Source organism: Niabella yanshanensis, from assembly GCF_034424215.1.
Classification (GTDB): domain Bacteria; phylum Bacteroidota; class Bacteroidia; order Chitinophagales; family Chitinophagaceae; genus Niabella; species Niabella yanshanensis.
Map to the genome: position 1 here is coordinate 2,193,529 of NZ_CP139960.1, position 18,649 is coordinate 2,212,177.

The following is an 18,649-nucleotide window of genomic DNA, read 5'->3' on the forward strand; positions in this document are numbered from 1 at the left end:
AAATCAGGTAACATGCAAAGACATAGCAGTATAATTCCCCTTTCACGAGACCATCATACAGGTTTGCTTTGTTGCTGGAAATTAAGACAGGGCATCAGGAAAAGCATTAAAGCTGAACGGATGGCAGCCTACCTGCTTTATTTTTGGAACACGCACCTTGTAAAACATTTCAAGGAAGAGGAATCATTATTGTTTAATACCACAGATGACCCCTTATGTACTCAGGCTGTTCTCCAACATGAAGAATTTCAAACACTGGTCGGCAAGATTCAATCAACTGCGATCACTGAAGAGATAGCACAATTTGCCGACTTATTGGAACATCATATCCGGTTTGAAGAAAGAGTGGTATTTCCACACCTGGAAAAATCTTTTAACCAGGAAAAGCTAGCTAGTTTAGGTAAGCGAATAGAGGATTTACATGCCCAGCCAGTTCCCGACGATTTCCCGGATGAATTCTGGAAGTAGCTTATAAAAAGAGAGATCAACATTTGGATAACTGACCGGAGTTTATCCAAATGCTGAAACAATAAAAAAGACGCCGCGGAAGGATTCGAACCTCCGTAACAGGTTTTGCAGACCTTTGCCTACACCACTCGGCCACGCGGCTTTATAAAAGAAAGATCAGTATTGCGTAGCGACTTCCTGATGTACAGATGCCTCAGCCTTCCTGGGCTTGTATATATTTGCCGCGACTTTCTCTATCCATATTTTAGGTACGAACCGGGTTATATAGGCATTAACCTTATTCGAAAATCCCGGAACGATCTCCGACTTGCGCTTAAACAAACCCTTAACAGCAATAGCAGCTACTGCCTGTGGTGTCATATTAAACCGGTCGGCTGTTTTTAGTGTATGAGCCGCCATGCCCGCTCTGGTTACAAATGCTGTATCTGTGGCTCCGGGAATAAGGCAGCTTACCGAAACCGGTGTATCTTTTAACTCAAACCTGAGGCTCCTGGTGAATGACACTACAAAAGCTTTAGATGCTGCATATACCGATAAATAAGGTACCGACTGGTAACAGGTAGTGCTGCCTACATTCAACAGATACGATTGGGAAAATCTTTTCAGCACCGGTATAAACGCATGCGCTATTCTCAACTGCGCTTTGATATTAACATCAATAATGTTGAGCTGATCGTCTATCTTCAGTTCGATAAAAGGGGCATTCAATCCATAGCCTGCGTTATTGACTATAACGTTCAGGTAATTGTGATACCAACGAGTACGATCAAAGATAGTTTGGGCTGCTTCCGGTGTGCTCAGGTCCTGTACAATCGTAACAACATCTACATAGTAATTATCCCTGATGTACTGCGCAGCGTCCAGCAACTGCCGTTCATCTATATCTATGAGTATTAATCCTCTTTTCTGTTTCGCCAGTTCAACTGCAATAGCATTGCCTATACCTTTTGCAGCGCCGGTTATTAAAACATACGACATAATTAATTCTAATTTTTTCGCTTGATATAGCTTTTGATTAAAGTAAATAGTAAAAGGGGGATCATATGGTGGGTGTTAATTCGGGCGTAAAAGCAGGTGTAGCTTGCTTTTTGGGTTTAGCTAAAGCCAGCTTCGCCAGTTTGTGATAGAAAGGAGTGCCGCTCAACTCATGCTTGGGTTGGTAAGCACCGGTTACTACCGGGATGTACATTACGCGGCGGCGGCTTTGCGCTCCAATGAAAGGAGACTGCTGTACGCGGTGCCAGAGACGCCCGTCATGAACCGTCAGATCTCCCGCTTCAATATCAAGACCCACTTCTTTATCATCTGGTTTATGATCGATAAAATATCTTTTCCTGAAGAATAAGGTCAGCAAGCCCTTACTATGGGTGCCAGCCAATACTCTTAACCCGCCATTGCTTTGAGGGCAATCATCCAAATGCAACCCTACATTTAACATCGGTTTAATACGTGAACCTAAAAACAGATCGCGCGGGCTGTCGGTGTGCCAACCTAACCTTGTAAAACCACTGTGCTCGGTATTCAGATAATGATTTACCACCAGGCCATCTTTCTCGGTCTCACCAATACGACCATCGAATGGCGCTAACAGGTTTACCAACTGCTGTACCTTATGGCTTTTTAAAAACTCCTTCAGCACTTTACTATATTGCGACGCAAATGCGATGCGCTGTATCAACGGAGCGCCGTTAACGTCTGAACCAAATTTTAAGGGAATGCCGTTAACCGCAGTTGCTCCTTTATTCAATAAAAAGGTCTCAACCGATTTTACTTCAAATAGTAATTGCTTCACGGTGTGTGCCGAAACAAACTGTTTGAAATGCAAAATACCATGTGTTTTTAAATGTTGTGTGTGCAGGGAAGTTATTCCATCGTAATAGTGAAACTGCTGTGTAGCCTTACTCATAATAATAAAGCATTAAAGTGTTAAAGAAGAAGAAGAGAATAATAAAACCGGGTGATGCTACCCGTTAAATCAATTAGCAACAACAACAGCCGCAAAGTGTGGAAGCCAACATGCGTTCCCTGCGGTTATAAAAGCTATATGTTGCAGACAGTAACATTTATTATCAGATGAGAAAACAAATATAAGAAGAAAATATTAGTCTACCAAAAAAGTAGACTAATATTTTATAACTATTTTTCCCTTTTTGTTTTTATACTATCCCAGATAGTGACCGTTAAATTTTGTATTTTTCTGTTCTGATACCGAATGTGCGAAGGCCTGCTCCAGGTCATTGATCAGATCACCGGTTTCCTCCAAACCCACTGACAGCCTGATCAGGCTATCGCTTACTCCGGCTGCTCTTCGTTTCTCTACGGGAATACTTTTATGCGTCATAGCGGCAGGATGACATAAAAGACTTTTCACTCCACCCAGGCTTTCGGCCAACCTGAAATATGTTGTAGCAGTAACAAACTTTGTAGCGGCGTCTTCTGTATCTTCTTTCAAAGTGAATGAAACCACTCCCCCAAAACCGCTCGCCTGTTGCCTTGCTATAGCATAATTAGCATGCTGCTCCAGTCCCGGGTAAAAAACTTTTTCTACAGCCGGATGCTGTTCCAGGTACCTGGCAACCTCAAGCGCGTTGATACAATGCTGCTTAACCCTGAGATGTAATGTTTCAACTCCTCTTATGATCAGCCAGCATTCAAATGGTCCTAATACAGCGCCACTGGCATTTTGTATAAACTTTATTTTAGCGCCCAGTTCTTCTGTTTTTGTTACTACCACTCCTGCTATTAAATCGCAATGCCCACCCAGGTATTTGGTAGCAGAATGCACTACTATATCGGCGCCCAGTAATAAAGGTTGTTGCAATGCCGGAGAAGCAAAAGTATTATCAACACAAAGCAGGCAGTTGTTGGCTTTAGCGATCCTGGCAATGGTAGCTATGTCAGATATTTTCAGGGTAGGATTGGTAGGCGTTTCAATCCAGATCAGCTTGGTTTGAGGAGTAATAGCTTCAAAAACATTATTCGTATTCGTACTATCCACATATTTTACTTTGATGCCGAACTGCTCATATACATGAGTGAAAAGCCGGAAGGCCCCTCCGTAAATATCATCTACCGCTACAATCTCATCACCACTTTGCAGCAGCTTTACTACGGCGTCAATAGCAGCCAGCCCACTGGCAAAAGCAGCGCCGGTGTGGCCGCCTTCAAGGCCTGCTAGGATCTTCTCCAAAGTAGCTCTTGTTGGGTTATTCGTTCGTGAATAATCATAGCCGAGGTTTACACCAGGAGCCTCCTGCACAAAAGTGGAAGTTTGATAAATGGGAACAGCAATTGAACCTGTAAGCGGATCTACGGGTATACTGTGAATGGTTTGTGTTGCGTTGTTGCTCATGACTGATTTGTTTTTTTAAGATGAATAATTATATGATCATCAAACCTTATCAGGAAAAACATTCGGTAGCGGCTTATTGTAAAACAAAAAAGCTCACCCCGTAAATCAGGATGAGCTTTACTATTTTACTAAAAATAACATTTGTAAGCTGAACGCTGACTTATCTGCCCCCGGTATACCGGAGATGGATTTGGCACCTTTTTCACAGCAATGCTGTGAAGAGGTTGTCAAGGCTTCATTGGGCCATTACCCTCTGCCTTTCTTGATAAGAGATTGAAAAGAACTATTGCAAAAGTAAAGCTTATGATTTTTAAATTCCAAAACTTTACTGCAGTATTTTTTATAACAGTTTGATTAAGATCCTGGCACTCCACACAATCACCAGTACACCCAAGAGAATGAAAGCCGTTCTCCGAGGCAATCTTCCGGCCAGTTTCGCTGCAAATGGTGCTGCAATCAAACCACCGATAATAAGGCCAACAATAGTTTGCCAGTGGCTCACTCCCAACAAAATGAAAAAGGTAAAGGCGCTGGACAAGGTCACAAAAAATTCAGTGAGACTTACAGATCCGATCACATATTTAGGCGTACGTCCTTTTGTAATGAGCGTTGTAGTAACCAAGGGCCCCCATCCCCCGCCCCCGAAGGAATCTAAAAAGCCTCCGGCTCCTGCTAAAGCGCCATATCTTCGAAACTTTTTCCTTACTACTTTTTTCTTAAACGCATTGGACAATATTTTGACTCCCAGGAAAAGTGTATACACTGCCAGTATAGGTCTCACCCAATCACTGAACTTTTCTCCGAGATATACCAATAAAACAGCCCCGGCTATTGCGCCGACAACGCCCGGTAACAACAAGGTCTTGAACAATTTCTTATTAACGTTACCAAACTTATAATGGCTATATCCTGATGCACCACTGGCGAACATTTCTGCGGTATGTATACTGCCGCTAATGGCGGCCGGACTTACTCCTGCAGATAACAATATCGTGGTGCTGGCTACGCCATAACCCATACCCAGTGCACCATCAACCAGCTGTGCAACAAAGCCCGCGGCCAGCATAATCAAAAATGCCCGATCCAATGAACTATACAGGTTAACTGCATGTATCCTGATTTCCTGGAAAGGCCAATAAGAAAAGATCATATGTCCAATCAGCATAAAGCCAAACGCAGCCAATGCATAGGTGGCAATTCTCTTATTAGACAGTCCTTTTAAACCGCCCTTTGCAGTTGATAAGGCATTGCCATCCACATTTTCAGTATGCAGAGCAGATTGTCCTATACGTACGTTGGCCAAACCGTATTCAGCTGCGTCACTATTGATCTGGTTGATTAATGCAAAATCGCCGGTCGCTATAATGACTGCATCTGCATGTTGTATATCAAATGGATCGTAGGGCCGGTCTTCTACAACAACTTTTCCATGTGTATCAGCCCATCCTTTCAAATCTTCACTTAACTGTTCTGCTATAATACGCACTTCTGCTCCCGGTGCACTATTATCAATTTCTTTAAGATGCCGGATAGCCATGTTATCGCCGCCAATAACAAGCACCCGCAAGCCTTCCATGCGCAAAAGAAAAGGAAAAGAAGCTCCTGCTTCGTTTGCTTTCTTAATAACAGCTGCCTCATCATTCATAACCTGATACTCAATTTTCCCCGACTCCTGCTCAACACCTTAACAGGTGAAAACACATTAGTCTATAATTTTAGTGGACAAAAATAGGTGATTTTTTTATGTTTCCGATAAAAAAAAATTTCTTATTAATCAGGCACTGAAATTTTAGTTTTTTACAACATCCTATATTGAACAAAACAATACCTTTGAATAGTCTATATAAAAAGTAGACTAAAATCAGTCATCATGCATTTAAATTTCTTAGCGTTTGCTATTCCGCTGTTTCTTTTTTTTATAGCCTGCGAGTACCTGTATTCTAAAAGAAGCGGGAAGAATTTTTTCCAGTATGCAGAGTCGGTAGCGAATATCAATGTGGGTATAGCCGAACGCTTACTGGATCTTTTTACGACAGGTTTGTTCTTTTACTTCTTCACCTATGTATACAAAAATTTCGCCCTGTTCGATATTAAAGAAAACTTCCTGGTATGGGTCCTTCTCTTCCTGGTTACCGATTTTATCTGGTACTGGTACCACCGGTTGGCGCATGAGATCAATGCTTTTTGGGCAGCACATGTGGTGCACCATCAAAGCGAAGACTTCAATTATACGGTTTCCGCAAGGATTACTGTATTTCAGGCGGTCATACGCAGTTTATTCTGGGCCGTATTGCCCTTGTTAGGTTTTCCCCCGTTGATGATATCTATCTTACTACTGGTACATGGTATCTACCCATTTTTTATCCATACACAGGCGCTGGGCAAATGGGGATGGTTTGAGAAAATACTGGTAACGCCTACACATCATGGTATCCACCATGCATCCAATCCTGAATATCTTGATAAAAACTATGGAGATGTATTGATCATCTGGGACAAGCTTTTTGGCACTTTCGTTGAAGAAAATAAAAATATTAAAATAACATATGGCCTGACCAAACCATTGGAAAGCCATAGCTTTCTGTGGCAACACTTTCACTTTGTACTGGAAATATTGCTCAACTTTTACCATGCAAAAGGTTTCAAACAAAAATGGCGTACGCTGTTTGGAAAGCCAGATGACCTGGATTCGCGGTACCGGGACATCCTCGAAAGGAAGTTCTTACGCCATCGGCGTACAAAAGAAACACCCACAAAAGCTATGCGCTACTACGTAAGTATACAAACTGGCATATCATTGCTGGTGCTTTTTATTGTCTTATTATTCGAGCAGTATTTTTCGGCAAAGTCGCTCACCCTGTTCTCGCTTTTTATCATCATCAGCCTGATCAATTGCGGCGCTATACTTGATCAGCGCCGATGGATATCTTACCTGGAAATAGCCAGGGTATGCCTGGTGTTATTCATACTATACTATTATCAGCCTTCCAGCTATACCGCTACCTTATTTGTATCAACTATTATGATCGGCATTATATACTTCAGCGATATTCAACGATTTTATACGCGTATTTTATACAGCAGATCAGAAAGCTGACCGAAGGTTCAGTCTTTAGTTGTTCGACTTGAATGATACGACTGCGGTAACAATACCGCTCTGTTCCGGATGCATTCCTTCCTGAAATTTTATATCTTCAATGATCACTTCAGGATAGTCGCTGATACGCTGTTCTACCTGCACTTTTAAAGACCGGAATATGGGCAGATCAATCATTTTCTGATCTTTCTCCATAGCACTTAAATCTTTCTTTAAATCGGCTTTATTTAAGTCGATTGAAATAGGTTCGAGCATAGCTTTTATAATTGAGGGCTTCAAAATGGTTGGTCAACCTTATGGCTGCCAGGCTTACCAAAAATAAACAATCCTTACAGTATAGTTGCCAGAAGTTTTCAGAGACATATAGCTGCATTATGATTTTTTTTACATTTCTTTTGGTATTTCAAACATGAATATGCAACTTTGTTGCAGTTTTGAAACAATTGGCTACACATATCAGGCATCTGTTGAAGCAAGCCGGGGCACTGGGATGCTTCCTCCTGCTTTCCTTTGTGCTTTATATACAGGCCTTCCATCATCACCACGACTGCGCCGAAACAACCCATACCACACAGATAAAAAAGCTTACTGGCGGAAAGGAGCAGTGCTCTATCTGCGATCATATTACGACGCGTAATATCAGTGGAGCTCCGGAACAATTGAGCTATTCTTTAGATCCGCCACAACCCCTGTCTTACAATCCATATAGCTATTATATCACAATCGCCCGCGAGCTTTTTATACATGCCTATACCAATAAGGGCCCACCCTCTTCTAACCTATTTGTTGTCTAATCAACCTTAAAGGTTTCTTTCACTTTTTGCTATTAACTATAATGGCAACTCTTTATTGTTCTGTTTATAGCGCAATAACGGGTTCTATTACTATTGCAGTATTTATACTGTGGGGCTTTATCAGGGCTTACCCACTTGCATAAATACCGGTTTCAGTCGTCTTAATTATGAAGTTTTTCCTGATGCTTTGCTGTGTAGTAGTATGCATTACCGCCCACACGCAATCCCGTCGAATTATTGTAACAGTCTCTGATGATAACCATTTGCCCGTTACAGGCGCTTCTATTGAGCTTAAAAACGCTGCTGCAGGAGTCAGTGATTCGACAGGCCGATATATCTTCCGACAGGTAAGCCCCGGCCCTTACGAAGCAAAGGTTTCTATGCAGGGATATAAAACCGTTATCAAAACGGGCGTTCTAAAAAACACAGATGTATCGCTGATCATACGCCTGCATCCGGAAAGTCACACACTACAGGAGGTAGTGGTACAAAACAATTCCATCACTACAAGAAAAAAGGAAGCTATGCTCAACATGGACATTGTAAAAGCCGGTTTTATTCAACAACACCTGGGAGGCAGCCTGATGCAGAGCCTGCAGCGATTGCCAGGAGTAAAAACCATTGGAATTGGCTCAGGGCAGTCTAAGCCCTTGATCAGGGGGCTGGGTTTTAACCGGGTTGTAGTACTGGACAGGGGTATTAAACATGAGGGGCAACAATGGGGCGCCGACCATGGTTTGGAAATTGACCAGTTTGCCGTGCAGGAAGTAGAAATACTTAAAGGTCCCGCATCCTTTGCTTATGGATCGGATGCTATTGCCGGCGCCGTGAATATCAGGCGGCCGCCTTTACCTGCCCCACATAGCTTTGGGGGTGACGTTAATCTCATAGGAAAAACTAATAATGACCTGCTGGGCACTTCCGTTAACATGTATTACCGAACCAAAAAATGGATGACAGCCGCCCGCTTTACCATACAGGATTATGGAGATTATAAAGTGCCTGCGGACCGGCTGTATATCTATGATTTTGCTGTTGATCTTTACCAAAACTACCTGCGTAATACGGCCGGGAGAGAAACAGGTATACATTTCAGTACAGGATATACCGGCAACCGGTTGAAGTCGATCTTTTATTTAAGCAATATTTATTCTAAAACAGGCTTTTTTGCTAATGCACACGGGTTAGAGCCCAGGCAGGTTGATGCCCCGATGCATGATGCCGGCAGCAGGGATATACTTAGTCCTTACCAGCGGGTAAATCACCTTAAAATACTTAATCATACGACTTATACTTTAAATGATCATCAGCTGGAACTGGAAACGGGGTTTCAAAATAACCTCAGGCAGGAATATAACCATTATGTGAACCATGGCTATATGCCGGCCATCTATCCCGATTCTTTGAATATTCCCCGTAATCTCGAAAGGGCTTTCGATAAAAATGTTTACTCGCTAAACCTGCGCGACCACATTAAGATAGGTAACCACCAGCTGGAAACGGGCATCAACGGAGAGATCCAGAACAATACCATCAACGGCTGGAGCTTCCTGGTTCCTGCTTTTAACCAGCAAAACCTGGGCGCTTATGTGTATGACAAATGGAGGGTAAGTGAAAAGTTGCTTTTACATGGAGCGATGAGATATGACCATGTACATCTTGCGATGAAAAAATATACCGACTGGTTTCCATCTGCGAGCACCGTCAACGGAACCGCAGAAAAGGAATACCTGGTCAGGGCCGACAATATTAACCGCAGCTTCAATAGTGTCACCGGTTCACTCGGTATTAATTATAATACGAATCGCTGGGAGCTGAAAGGCAATATCGGCAAAAGTTTCAGGGTGCCCATCGCCAAAGAGCTGGGAGCTAATGGCGTCAACTATCACTATTTCAGTTACGAAAAGGGATATGCTCAACTGAAGCCTGAAGAGTCCTACCAGCTGGACCTGGGTACCGCTTACGACAATTCCATTGTACGTGTGCAGTTCAATCCCTTCTTTAACTATTTTCCCAATTATATTTATTTGAATCCTACTGCCGGCCACGATTATTTCTACGGTGCGGGTAACCAGATTTTTGAGTATGCTCAAGCGCGGGTTATGAGATATGGTGGCGAATTACAGGTTAAATATCAACCCTGGGAAAACCTGAGCGCAGAAGTATTAGGGGAATACATCTATGCAAAACAGCTATCGGGAGATAAAAAAGGTTATACGCTACCGTTTTCTCCTCCTGCTTCGGTGCTATTTAACGTCACTTACCAGCCAGTACATACCGGCATTCTTACCAACACCTACTTATCAGTTGACTATAGGATAACCGCCGCCCAAAATAACATAGTGCCCCCGGAAAAGAAAACGGAAGGATACAACCTGTTAAATATACAGGCAGGTACCAGCTTTCCGCTGCAGGGGCAAAAAATAGAGGTAAGTCTCCAGTTACAAAACGTGCTGGATGCGAAATACCTCAGTCATACCAGCTTTTACCGGTTGATTGGCCTACCCGAGCAGGGAAGAAACCTGGTGTTATCGTTAAGAATACCCTTCAGTTTTAAACCAGCTGTACATCCGTAATTATTAAATCTCCATAGCTATGAAACAAAAGCAATTATTTACCAGTTTATTAAGCTTCTTAATACTGCTCTCAGCCTGTTCAAAAAAAGACCAGGATTCCATTGACACTACTTATCCTGAAATTGATGTACTTACGGCCAATGCTTTTCCAAAGCAATGCAGCGAGGTGCAGCGCGGACAGTCCTTTACGGCTAAGATACATGTAAGTGATAATAAAGAGCTGGGATCCGTAAGCATCGATATCCATCACAATTTTGATCACCACTCGCATAGCACCGAAGTAACAGGTTGCGATATGGAAGCTATAAAAACACCGGTAAAACCCATGGTGCTGATACAAACGATTCCTGTACCAGCCGGGCAAACCAGCTATACAGCGGAACAGACCATTAATATCCCGGCGGACGTGGACCCGGGCGACTATCATTTCCTGATACGTGTAACTGATAAGGAAGGATGGCAAACGATAAAAGGGCTCAGTATCAAAATTAAATAGGCGGCCGGTTGAAGCCACAAAGCTGCACTGCGTGCGTCCATCCCTCATTTTAAAAAAAACAAATCATAATTATCATTCTTAAAAACTAAAAAAACAGTATGAAAAAATTTCTCAGTAGCTTAGGTGTTTTGTTGTTGCTTGTTGCGGCAGTAACCAGTTGTAACAAGAACGACGATGTTGTCGCCAAGCCCATAGTAACCGGCCTGGAAGTAGGTTCGGGTAATAATAAGACAGCTTATGCAGGATCGGATTTGCATATTGAAGCTGAAGTAAGCGCAACAGCAACCATCGAAAATGTTGTAATAGAGATCCATCCTGAAGCCGGATCCGGCTGGGAATTCAGCCAGGCTTTTACCGACGGATATACCGGCAATAAAAATGCGACCTTACATGAGCATATCGAAATACCAGCCAGCGCTGCAGCCGGAAATTATCATTTGCACATTAAAGTAGCCGACAGATCGGGTAATGTTACCGTAGCGGAATCGGACTTGAAGATAGAACGTAAAAACCCCAGCGCTGCACTTATTTTCACTGCTGTTACCGGCAACGGCGTAGAAGGCCATGGAGATCACTTTCATGGCCTGGGTGCAGCAGTAGAAGGTGCATCAGACACGATCCTGTTCGACGAAAAGGGGGCAGCCATATCTAACGGGCACTTGCATTTAGAGCCGGAAAGTATTTATAAAATAGCGTTGAAAACTTACGATGCAGGCGGGGCTGAAACACAAAATCAATACATAGCTAATGCCACAGCGGCAGCAAATTATAAAGCCTTTTTGATCGGGGGCAGCTTTGTTCTAAATCCCAATTCTCCGGCAGGCGAGGGCGCTATATTTCAAACTAGGGAACTACAGTATGCCGATGGGACTACGGTATCGGGGGCAACCAATACCACCGGTGTGACCTCGTACTTTATAGTAGGCCATGCCAACCAGGGAGAAAAAGACGTAACATTTGTAATGCGTAAATTGAATGCCGGTATAAAACCTGCCATTACCCGCGTGGACTGGAACCGAACCGACTATACTACCGCTTTTGCCGGTACCAATGAGCTGGAACTAGAGTTCGAAATTCATGCAGAAGACGGACATGACCATTAAAATACTATTGCATCTGTTGCAGTAAGTTCATATTTGCCTGACCCAGGCCTCATTATTTTAGTCTGGCTTTTTTAATCGGAGGTTTAAACAGAGAATCCGCGAAAGCAATTTCGTGGATTTCTCTTTGTATTAATGCCATTTCGTATCGCACCCCTCAGACCATTTCGCTCCTTCACAGTCCTTACAAATAGCCACAGGTCCCTGCTTTTTGTGTTCGGTATAGCCGCAGCAAACACAGGAGTACAAACCATCTGCCGGATAATGATCGGTATAAAACTTCTTCATTTTATCGGGTAAAATATGCAGGCCTGGTTTAACCTCTTCAGGGCCCTTTTTAAAAACGCTCACATCGCCGTTTACCTCAAGTATCGCATACTTTACCTGTCCCAGGTGTTCTATACCTGAGAGGCGCAGTTCCATAAAAAACTCGTCGAAGGAGATATTTTCGTTTTTCACTACCTCTTCCGTGTAACGTCCATCCCGGATAATAGTAACGGGTTGTCCTTCAATCAATCTTTCAAACTTATCTGATTTAATCAGCAGCCAGGTAACTAATTTGTAAAAAAGGATAATGCTGATGATGGTAAGAACCGCAGGCAGTACGCCCACGTCTTTATAGAATCCCATATCACCTGCGGCTGAGCCCAGCGTAAGAATAATAACCAGTTCAAAAACGGTAAGCTGCCTCACCCCTTTCTTGCCGGTTAACCGCAACGCGAATAAGACGATCACGAAGGATATAAAGCATCGTACAACGACCTCAAACAAAAAGACCCATTCATCCTGCCCCAGGAAGAATTCCCGGGCATTAATAACATTCAGGCTGCTTATGTTCATAACTATATTTTGTTAGTTATGAACTATATGCAAAAACGATGCTAATGCTATTTGCCTGCCTTTGCCCAGCTATCTTTTAAGGTAACGGTACGGTTAAACACTAAAAGATCTTTAGGACTTTCTTTATCCAATACAAAGTATCCCTTCCGTAAAAACTGGAACCGGTCTGAGACAAGCGCTTCTTTTAATGCAGGCTCTGCCAGTGCACCATTTAGTACCGTCAAGGAATTAGCATTGATATAAGACTGGAATTCACCTTCTTCATTTGCCGGATTTTCTACGGTAAACAGGCGATCGTATTCATTGATCCGGATCGCTATATGATCTTTAGCGTTTACCCAATGTAAAGTTCCTTTCACGTGGATACCGGAAGTATCAGCGCCGCTTTTACTTTCGGGGATATAAGTACAATTCAGTTGCATTACAGCACCTGCCTCATCTTTTACTACCTCATCGCATTGAATAATATAGGCGTGTTTTAAACGAACTTTCTGACCAGGCGCCAGGCGGAAATATTTTTTAGGAGGGTTTTCCATAAAGTCTTCCCGCTCAATATACAATTCATTACTGAAGCTTATTTCACGGTTGCCGGTGCTGGTATCCTCGGGATTATTTTCTGCCACTAAGAGTTCGCTCCCCTTCTCATAATTGGTGATCACCACTTTTACCGGGTCGAACACCACCATTCTTCGTAATGCGATCTTATTTAAATGTTCGCGTGCACAAAACTCCAGCAATCCAAGGTCAACCATATTGTCCCGTTTACCTACCCCTATACGATCACAAAAATCACGGATGCTTTCAGGCGTATAACCGCGACGGCGATAGCCGGCAATGGTTGGCATACGAGGATCGTCCCAACCCGATACATATTTTTCATTCACCAGTTGCAGCAGCTTTCTTTTACTGGTTACGGTATGGCTCAGATTTCTTCTTGCAAACTCATATTGTTTCGAAGGGAATATGGCCAGCTTTTCAATCAACCAGTCATATACTTCCCGGTGCGGCACAAACTCCATGGTACAGATCGAATGCGTGATATGCTCTATAGAATCGCTTTGTCCATGTGCAAAATCGTACATCGGGTAAATACACCAGGCATCTCCGGTACGGTGATGATGTGCATGCTTAATACGGTATAAAATAGGATCGCGCATCAACATATTCGGGGACTCCATGTCTATTTTAGCCCTCAACACCTTTTCACCATCTTTATACTTACCCGCACGCATATCTGCAAACAACTGCAGATTTTCTTCAACCGGTCTTCCGGCATATTGATTGCGATGTCCCGGCTGCGTAGGCGTGCCCTTTTGCTGCGCAATTTCTTCACTGGTGCTATCATCCACATAAGCCAGCCCATTATTGATCAACTTTATCGCATATTCGTATAAGGTCTCAAAATAATCTGAAGCATACAATTCATGCTTCCATTCAAAACCCAGCCACTTAATATCCTCCTTAATACTTTCCACATATTCCGTGTCCTCTGTAACGGGATTGGTATCGTCAAAACGAAGATTGGTACCGCCGCCGAACTTTTGTGTTAATCCAAAATTCAGGCAAATACTACTGGCATGGCCAATATGTAAATAGCCATTGGGCTCTGGCGGGAAACGGGTCATTATCGATTGATATTTCCCTGCCGACAGATCATTCTCCACTATTTCTTCCAAAAAATTGAGGCTTTTTTCCTCTTCTACATGCTTATCTGCGCTCATACTTGTTTTACTGGTGTGACGGCAAATTTAACTTTTTAAGCGGATTTTGCGATCATTCTTTATTTGGATTTTTTTAATACGAATTGTTGCGCTTCCGCTTGATTACCCGTTATATAGGTCATGAAACGATTATACCCGCCGGCCCTGTTTGCCGCTATCCTGTTTTTGTTCTCCTGTAAAAAAGACAGAATTGAAAACCCCGTAGTTGAAATACCGGTTAAAACCGTAGCCTTTGCTATAAAAGATATTGACCTGAAAGAAAGACAGGACTGGATATTGACAGGAGGTGGCCTTCCTTATTCCTTTAGCATATCAGCCGATACGTTGCGCGCAACTCCAACAGGAGCCCCTTATTTGCTCCGGTATGAGTCCTCGTCCTTTTCTTTCAATTATATAGGATTTGAACTTATTTCGCCTGATTATTATACATATCTTCAGGCATCTGCTAAAAGAGACGTTTATGCTACTTCTCCTATTACAGTAAGATTTCCCAACATTACAGACCAAAGCAATGAACTAAAATTTAAAGACGCCGATGCATTGACGGCGATAAATTTTGAAACACCATCCGGTAATATTACCGATGGACGGTTCATTCATCGCAATACACTGATAGATTTTGAAACGGTAAATGTTCCCAACGATGCTGTTATTACGGTACTGCAAAGCGCGGAAACCAAACCCTGGCATTACAAGCCTGGCTCTTATAAAGCCATAGTAGTAGCCGTGCCGGCGATATCGGTAAAAATAGGAACCGAAGTTTTTAAAGCACCGGTTATCGATCCCAAAGGCATGTCCGGCAATGCACATTATACTTTTAAAGTGGTATATGATGCTGGTAAAAAAACGATATCGATAACCGACCTGGCGTCAAAGAGCTGGTCGGTTATTCACTAATATCTATCCGGGAAATTTTTAGAGAAAGATTTGCCTGCTTAATTAGTTTTGCAGGTATGAAAATTTTGCGCCCGTTACATAATCTTTTATTGATTGTGTCGGCTTTGTTTTTCCTGGCCGCCTTTCTTACGTTGAAAAGAACGCTGGATATAAATTGGTATGATACCGTATATGTAGTTCCTTTCAGCCGGATCTTTATGATTTGTGCCGTTTTCCTATCCTTGCTTTGGTTATTGTATACTTTTACCTATCACCGTCTTTTTTCTAAGAAACTCTATAAAATCCATGTTATAGGTTCTGCCGTTTTGTTTCTCTTCATCATTGCGGGAAGCCTATGGAGCAATCAGTTAATTGAACTTTATACCGGGAGCAATCAGCTGAAAAAGATTCAACTGGCTACTGAAACAGGCAATGGTATTGCTATAGCATCCATATTATTAACATCCATTCAATTACTTTATCCATTAAATTTGGTCATTGGATTATTAAAAACTAAAAAACCTTAGACGATGTCATTACTCAATCAAAATAATAAGAAAGGAAAAAAAGACAACAAAAGCAAGGATAATAATAAGCAGGGTAACAACTCTAAGTTTATTCAAAAGCCTCAATCCGGCGCCTTTGTAAGTAAACAACAGAACACCGGTAGCCAAAGAGGCAGTTAAGCCAGGTATTACAGATGACAGTAATTAGTTGACAGTTGCAGAAAACACACTGTCAACTATCATCTTTCATCAGTAAACTAAATTTAATCAAATTTTTCCAGTATTCTGAAATGATGTTTGGCGGCACGAAGATATTTTTTTCCCCGCCGGTAAGACCAATAGGCATGTCCCTGACGGGCATTGTACCGGCTTATTTCGTACAATACTTTCCAATGCTGTAAAATTGTTTGATAAGCCTTGCCCAAACTCATACCACAATCATAAATATGATTGGGTTCTGCCCCAGCCCCGTTATACTCTAAAACGATAAATTGCTTCCCGTTTTTGAGATCTTCAATAGAATTGGTTTTAATATCATAACGACCATAATAAAACAGGGCATCTTTACTTAGTTTGTCGAACACCGCTACCAGCCCTGGATTAATTTCATGTTGCAAGTTGGTAAAACGCGCTCCCCGGTTGTGATTGCCTGCGAAAGAAAGATAAAAAACCTCCCCTGCTCCCAAAACTCTTTCAAAATCATGTCCATGCCTCAATTCCATTTCTTCGACCCGGTGTTTGGCTCTTTCATGCTGGTTGATCAGCTGTTTCAGACTACTGTTTCCGTCACCTGTAACCTGTAACAACTCTTTATAAATAAACCCCGAAACAACACCAGTCGACTGCCAGGGGTAGCGGTAGTAAAATACACTCACCTCTACCGGGTAGTCAATTTTCTCCTGTACAATATATTTAAAAGGAATATGCGCGTGATACTTTTGTAACTGGTCATCGTTTTCAATAACCCTGAAAAGAATGCCCTTCATACCCACATCGGGCTTAACCACAAAAGGATACCGGATGCCCGCAGCATTTACCCTGTTCTTTAATTCTGTGAAAGGGATGCCCGGTTTTACATATATGGTTTTCGGGGTTATTTCGGCAGGTAGTAACCGGTACATTTCCTTTTTGCCTTCTCCTTCAAAACCTCCAAACGTGATATTAGGGTTAGAAGGTGTAAAAAACCAGAGCGAGCGACTTTTAATACAATACCACAGCCAAACAGGTGCAATTGGTGCATATAAAATGTGAAAATTCCACAGTTCCCAGTTAAAAAGCCTTTCAAAAAATTTTCGTACGCGCATGAATTATCAGCAAATATACCAGCCGGTGAACTAAAATGAATTAATTTTATAAAGTACAACCGGGCAAGCTTTATTGCTATTTGTATGCCAAAAAATTTAACGATCTATGCACGTACCTACAGCAGCAGAAATTTTTGCCAATGGAGAAACTCCAGAGATACTTTTTTGGGTAGGCTGCGCCGGTAGCTTTGACCAACGCGCGCAAAAAATAACCAGAGCTTTTACCCAGATACTGGATGCCACTCAAATCAAATATGCCATACTGGGTAAGGAAGAAATGTGCACCGGCGACCCCGTAAGGCGTGCCGGTAACGAGTTTATGTTCCAAATGATGGCCTACCAAAACATACAGATACTGAACAATTATGGTATCAAAAAAATAGTGACGGCCTGCCCGCATTGTTTTAATACCATTAAAAATGAGTACCCTGAATTAGGGGGCAACTATGAGGTGATACACCACACTACTTTTTTGCAGCAGCTGATCAACGAGGGTAAAATAAAAATTAAAGAAGGGGGCGATTTTAAAGGCAGGAAAATCACCTACCATGACAGCTGTTACCTGGGCAGGGCCAATGATATTTACGAAGCTCCCAGGAAGGTTTTGGAAATGCTGGATGCAGAACTGGTGGAGATGAAACGCTGCCGCAGCAAGGGGCTTTGTTGCGGCGCCGGAGGTGCACAGATGTTTAAGGAAGAAGAAAAGGGAACGCAACGCATCAATATTGAGCGCACACAGGAGGCCCTTGAAACGAACCCGGCTTATATTGCGGCAGCATGTCCTTTTTGCAATACGATGCTTACTGATGGCGTGAAGAACGCTGAAAAAGAGGGCGATACAAAAGTTTTAGATATAGCTGAAATAGTAGCGGCGAGCATGGAGGTGAAGGGTAATTGATTGGTTGAAAAGTAAACTGGTTGGTAAGTTAATAAAGAATGAACTATTACGCCACAAGATTGTTATTAGCTTTGCGAATCTTTTTTCGATCCCGGATATTTTATAAAAATGAACTTAAACTATAAAGAATTATTACCTGCCGATTTTAATCCGGCATCACGCGTTTGGGTATACCAGACCAGCCGGTTATTAACGATGTCCGAAGCGCTGGATGCAGAAGAGCGGTTGAATAGTTTTGCTGAACAATGGCAGAGCCATGGCGCTGATGTAAAAGCCGCCGGTTTGTTATTCTTCGGTCAGTTTGTAATATTGATAGCAGATGAAACCTATGCCGGTGTAAGTGGCTGCAGCACCGATAGTTCTGTTCGTTTTATTAAGTCACTGGAAATCGCTTACGGCATTACCCTGTTTGATCGCACATCACTTGCATTTGTTATTAAAGACAAAATACAGGTATTACCTTACGCGCAGCTACAATATGCGCTGGATAATGGTTTTATAACGCCAGACACTTTATATTTCAACAACCTGGTAGCCAATAAAGCGGAGCTGGAAAATAAATGGATCGTTCCGCTGAAAGACAGCTGGCTAAAAGACAGATTACAGCTGCTTCAATCATAG

The 18,649-nt window shown here is 42.5% G+C and carries 19 protein-coding genes, 1 tRNA gene and 1 riboswitch; of the genes, 11 read left to right on the forward strand and 9 right to left on the reverse strand.

The genetic code is table 11. The features are described from left to right. Positions 1-12: 12 nt before the first annotated feature. Complete coding sequence (locus tag U0035_RS08835; protein ID WP_162817768.1) at positions 13-468, forward strand: hemerythrin domain-containing protein; 456 nt, start codon at positions 13-15, stop codon at positions 466-468. A 70-nt stretch (positions 469-538) separates the two neighbouring features. Here the strand turns inward: U0035_RS08835 and U0035_RS08840 are convergent. The 5 genes from U0035_RS08840 to U0035_RS08860 all read right to left on the reverse strand — a co-directional run bounded on the left by U0035_RS08840 (position 539) and on the right by U0035_RS08860 (position 5,465). Next, a tRNA-Cys gene (locus U0035_RS08840) sits at positions 539-610 on the reverse strand. 14 nt (positions 611-624) lie between these two features. Beyond that, the gene (locus U0035_RS08845) at positions 625-1,446 is read right to left on the reverse strand and encodes an SDR family NAD(P)-dependent oxidoreductase (RefSeq protein ID WP_114789630.1); all 822 of its coding nucleotides are present in this window, start codon (positions 1,444-1,446) and stop codon (positions 625-627) included. 61 nt (positions 1,447-1,507) lie between these two features. Next, the gene (locus U0035_RS08850; protein WP_114789631.1) at positions 1,508-2,374 is read right to left on the reverse strand and encodes a phytanoyl-CoA dioxygenase family protein; all 867 of its coding nucleotides are present in this window, start codon (positions 2,372-2,374) and stop codon (positions 1,508-1,510) included. 255 nt (positions 2,375-2,629) lie between these two features. Further along, positions 2,630-3,820: a trans-sulfuration enzyme family protein gene (locus tag U0035_RS08855; RefSeq protein WP_114789632.1), complete on the reverse strand. Its 1,191-nt coding sequence runs from the start codon at positions 3,818-3,820 to the stop codon at positions 2,630-2,632. A 157-nt stretch (positions 3,821-3,977) separates the two neighbouring features. Beyond that, positions 3,978-4,092: riboswitch (SAM riboswitch) on the reverse strand. A gap of 68 nt (positions 4,093-4,160) precedes the next feature. After that, positions 4,161-5,465: a TSUP family transporter gene (locus U0035_RS08860; protein ID WP_114789633.1), complete on the reverse strand. Its 1,305-nt coding sequence runs from the start codon at positions 5,463-5,465 to the stop codon at positions 4,161-4,163. A gap of 225 nt (positions 5,466-5,690) precedes the next feature. On the opposite strand from U0035_RS08860, the gene U0035_RS08865 reads away from it, so the two are divergent. Beyond that, positions 5,691-6,917 (forward strand): sterol desaturase family protein, encoded by a 1,227-nt coding sequence (locus U0035_RS08865; RefSeq protein ID WP_114789634.1) that lies wholly within the window; start codon positions 5,691-5,693, stop codon positions 6,915-6,917. Positions 6,918-6,932: 15 nt separating this feature from the next. On the opposite strand, the gene U0035_RS08870 is transcribed toward U0035_RS08865, so the two are convergent. Then, on the reverse strand, positions 6,933-7,172 hold the full coding sequence (locus tag U0035_RS08870; RefSeq protein ID WP_114789635.1) for a hypothetical protein: 240 nt from the start codon (positions 7,170-7,172) through the stop codon (positions 6,933-6,935). 179 nt (positions 7,173-7,351) lie between these two features. On the opposite strand from U0035_RS08870, the gene U0035_RS08875 reads away from it, so the two are divergent. The 4 genes from U0035_RS08875 to U0035_RS08890 all read left to right on the forward strand — a co-directional run bounded on the left by U0035_RS08875 (position 7,352) and on the right by U0035_RS08890 (position 11,886). Next, positions 7,352-7,711, forward strand: a complete 360-nt coding sequence (locus tag U0035_RS08875) for a hypothetical protein (protein ID WP_162817769.1) — start codon at positions 7,352-7,354, stop codon at positions 7,709-7,711. A 167-nt stretch (positions 7,712-7,878) separates the two neighbouring features. After that, positions 7,879-10,287 (forward strand): TonB-dependent receptor, encoded by a 2,409-nt coding sequence (locus U0035_RS08880; RefSeq protein ID WP_114789637.1) that lies wholly within the window; start codon positions 7,879-7,881, stop codon positions 10,285-10,287. A gap of 19 nt (positions 10,288-10,306) precedes the next feature. After that, positions 10,307-10,783, forward strand: a complete 477-nt coding sequence (locus U0035_RS08885; RefSeq protein ID WP_114789638.1) for a DUF4625 domain-containing protein — start codon at positions 10,307-10,309, stop codon at positions 10,781-10,783. Positions 10,784-10,881: 98 nt separating this feature from the next. Next, the gene (locus tag U0035_RS08890; RefSeq protein ID WP_114789639.1) at positions 10,882-11,886 is read left to right on the forward strand and encodes a DUF4625 domain-containing protein; all 1,005 of its coding nucleotides are present in this window, start codon (positions 10,882-10,884) and stop codon (positions 11,884-11,886) included. A 129-nt stretch (positions 11,887-12,015) separates the two neighbouring features. On the opposite strand, the gene U0035_RS08895 is transcribed toward U0035_RS08890, so the two are convergent. Beyond that, a complete protein-coding gene (locus U0035_RS08895; protein ID WP_114789640.1) occupies positions 12,016-12,723 on the reverse strand; it encodes a DUF421 domain-containing protein in 708 nt (235 codons plus the stop codon). Positions 12,724-12,770: 47 nt separating this feature from the next. After that, positions 12,771-14,444: a glutamine--tRNA ligase/YqeY domain fusion protein gene (locus tag U0035_RS08900; RefSeq protein WP_114789641.1), complete on the reverse strand. Its 1,674-nt coding sequence runs from the start codon at positions 14,442-14,444 to the stop codon at positions 12,771-12,773. Positions 14,445-14,564: 120 nt separating this feature from the next. Between U0035_RS08900 and U0035_RS08905 the strand changes: the two genes are divergently transcribed. The 3 genes from U0035_RS08905 to U0035_RS08915 are packed head-to-tail and all read left to right on the forward strand — an operon-like array spanning position 14,565 to position 16,006. After that, positions 14,565-15,341 carry a hypothetical protein gene (locus U0035_RS08905; RefSeq protein WP_114789642.1) on the forward strand — a complete coding sequence of 259 codons (777 nt, stop codon included), beginning with the start codon at positions 14,565-14,567 and terminating at the stop codon, positions 15,339-15,341. 56 nt (positions 15,342-15,397) lie between these two features. Then, positions 15,398-15,847, forward strand: a complete 450-nt coding sequence (locus U0035_RS08910) for a hypothetical protein (RefSeq protein ID WP_114789643.1) — start codon at positions 15,398-15,400, stop codon at positions 15,845-15,847. A 3-nt stretch (positions 15,848-15,850) separates the two neighbouring features. Continuing rightward, positions 15,851-16,006, forward strand: coding sequence for a hypothetical protein (locus U0035_RS08915; protein ID WP_170138296.1), 156 nt, complete (start codon positions 15,851-15,853; stop codon positions 16,004-16,006). An 83-nt stretch (positions 16,007-16,089) separates the two neighbouring features. Here the strand turns inward: U0035_RS08915 and U0035_RS08920 are convergent, their stop codons facing one another. After that, entirely contained in the window at positions 16,090-17,130 is a 1,041-nt protein-coding gene (locus U0035_RS08920; protein WP_114789644.1) for an ATP-grasp domain-containing protein, read from the reverse strand. Positions 17,131-17,236: 106 nt separating this feature from the next. Here U0035_RS08920 and U0035_RS08925 point away from each other — a divergent pair, with 106 nt between their 5' ends. Both U0035_RS08925 and U0035_RS08930 read left to right on the forward strand, forming a co-directional pair. Next, on the forward strand, positions 17,237-18,028 hold the full coding sequence (locus tag U0035_RS08925; protein WP_114789645.1) for a (Fe-S)-binding protein: 792 nt from the start codon (positions 17,237-17,239) through the stop codon (positions 18,026-18,028). A gap of 108 nt (positions 18,029-18,136) precedes the next feature. Further along, positions 18,137-18,649, forward strand: coding sequence for a hypothetical protein (locus U0035_RS08930; RefSeq protein ID WP_114789646.1), 513 nt, complete (start codon positions 18,137-18,139; stop codon positions 18,647-18,649).

Excerpts from the sequence above, each read along its gene's own strand:
- U0035_RS08835 (WP_162817768.1), top strand. The coding sequence starts at position 13 with ATGCAAAGACATAGCAGTATAATTCCCCTTTCACGAGACCATCATACA.
- U0035_RS08845 (WP_114789630.1), bottom strand. The coding sequence starts at position 1,446 with ATGTCGTATGTTTTAATAACCGGCGCTGCAAAAGGTATAGGCAATGCT.
- U0035_RS08850 (WP_114789631.1), bottom strand. The coding sequence starts at position 2,374 with ATGAGTAAGGCTACACAGCAGTTTCACTATTACGATGGAATAACTTCC.
- U0035_RS08855 (WP_114789632.1), bottom strand. The coding sequence starts at position 3,820 with ATGAGCAACAACGCAACACAAACCATTCACAGTATACCCGTAGATCCG.
- U0035_RS08860 (WP_114789633.1), bottom strand. The coding sequence starts at position 5,465 with ATGAATGATGAGGCAGCTGTTATTAAGAAAGCAAACGAAGCAGGAGCT.
- U0035_RS08865 (WP_114789634.1), top strand. The coding sequence starts at position 5,691 with ATGCATTTAAATTTCTTAGCGTTTGCTATTCCGCTGTTTCTTTTTTTT.
- U0035_RS08870 (WP_114789635.1), bottom strand. The coding sequence starts at position 7,172 with ATGCTCGAACCTATTTCAATCGACTTAAATAAAGCCGATTTAAAGAAA.
- U0035_RS08880 (WP_114789637.1), top strand. The coding sequence starts at position 7,879 with ATGAAGTTTTTCCTGATGCTTTGCTGTGTAGTAGTATGCATTACCGCC.
- U0035_RS08885 (WP_114789638.1), top strand. The coding sequence starts at position 10,307 with ATGAAACAAAAGCAATTATTTACCAGTTTATTAAGCTTCTTAATACTG.
- U0035_RS08890 (WP_114789639.1), top strand. The coding sequence starts at position 10,882 with ATGAAAAAATTTCTCAGTAGCTTAGGTGTTTTGTTGTTGCTTGTTGCG.
- U0035_RS08895 (WP_114789640.1), bottom strand. The coding sequence starts at position 12,723 with ATGAACATAAGCAGCCTGAATGTTATTAATGCCCGGGAATTCTTCCTG.
- U0035_RS08900 (WP_114789641.1), bottom strand. The coding sequence starts at position 14,444 with ATGAGCGCAGATAAGCATGTAGAAGAGGAAAAAAGCCTCAATTTTTTG.
- U0035_RS08905 (WP_114789642.1), top strand. The coding sequence starts at position 14,565 with ATGAAACGATTATACCCGCCGGCCCTGTTTGCCGCTATCCTGTTTTTG.
- U0035_RS08910 (WP_114789643.1), top strand. The coding sequence starts at position 15,398 with ATGAAAATTTTGCGCCCGTTACATAATCTTTTATTGATTGTGTCGGCT.
- U0035_RS08915 (WP_170138296.1), top strand. The coding sequence starts at position 15,851 with ATGTCATTACTCAATCAAAATAATAAGAAAGGAAAAAAAGACAACAAA.
- U0035_RS08920 (WP_114789644.1), bottom strand. The coding sequence starts at position 17,130 with ATGCGCGTACGAAAATTTTTTGAAAGGCTTTTTAACTGGGAACTGTGG.
- U0035_RS08925 (WP_114789645.1), top strand. The coding sequence starts at position 17,237 with ATGCACGTACCTACAGCAGCAGAAATTTTTGCCAATGGAGAAACTCCA.
- U0035_RS08930 (WP_114789646.1), top strand. The coding sequence starts at position 18,137 with ATGAACTTAAACTATAAAGAATTATTACCTGCCGATTTTAATCCGGCA.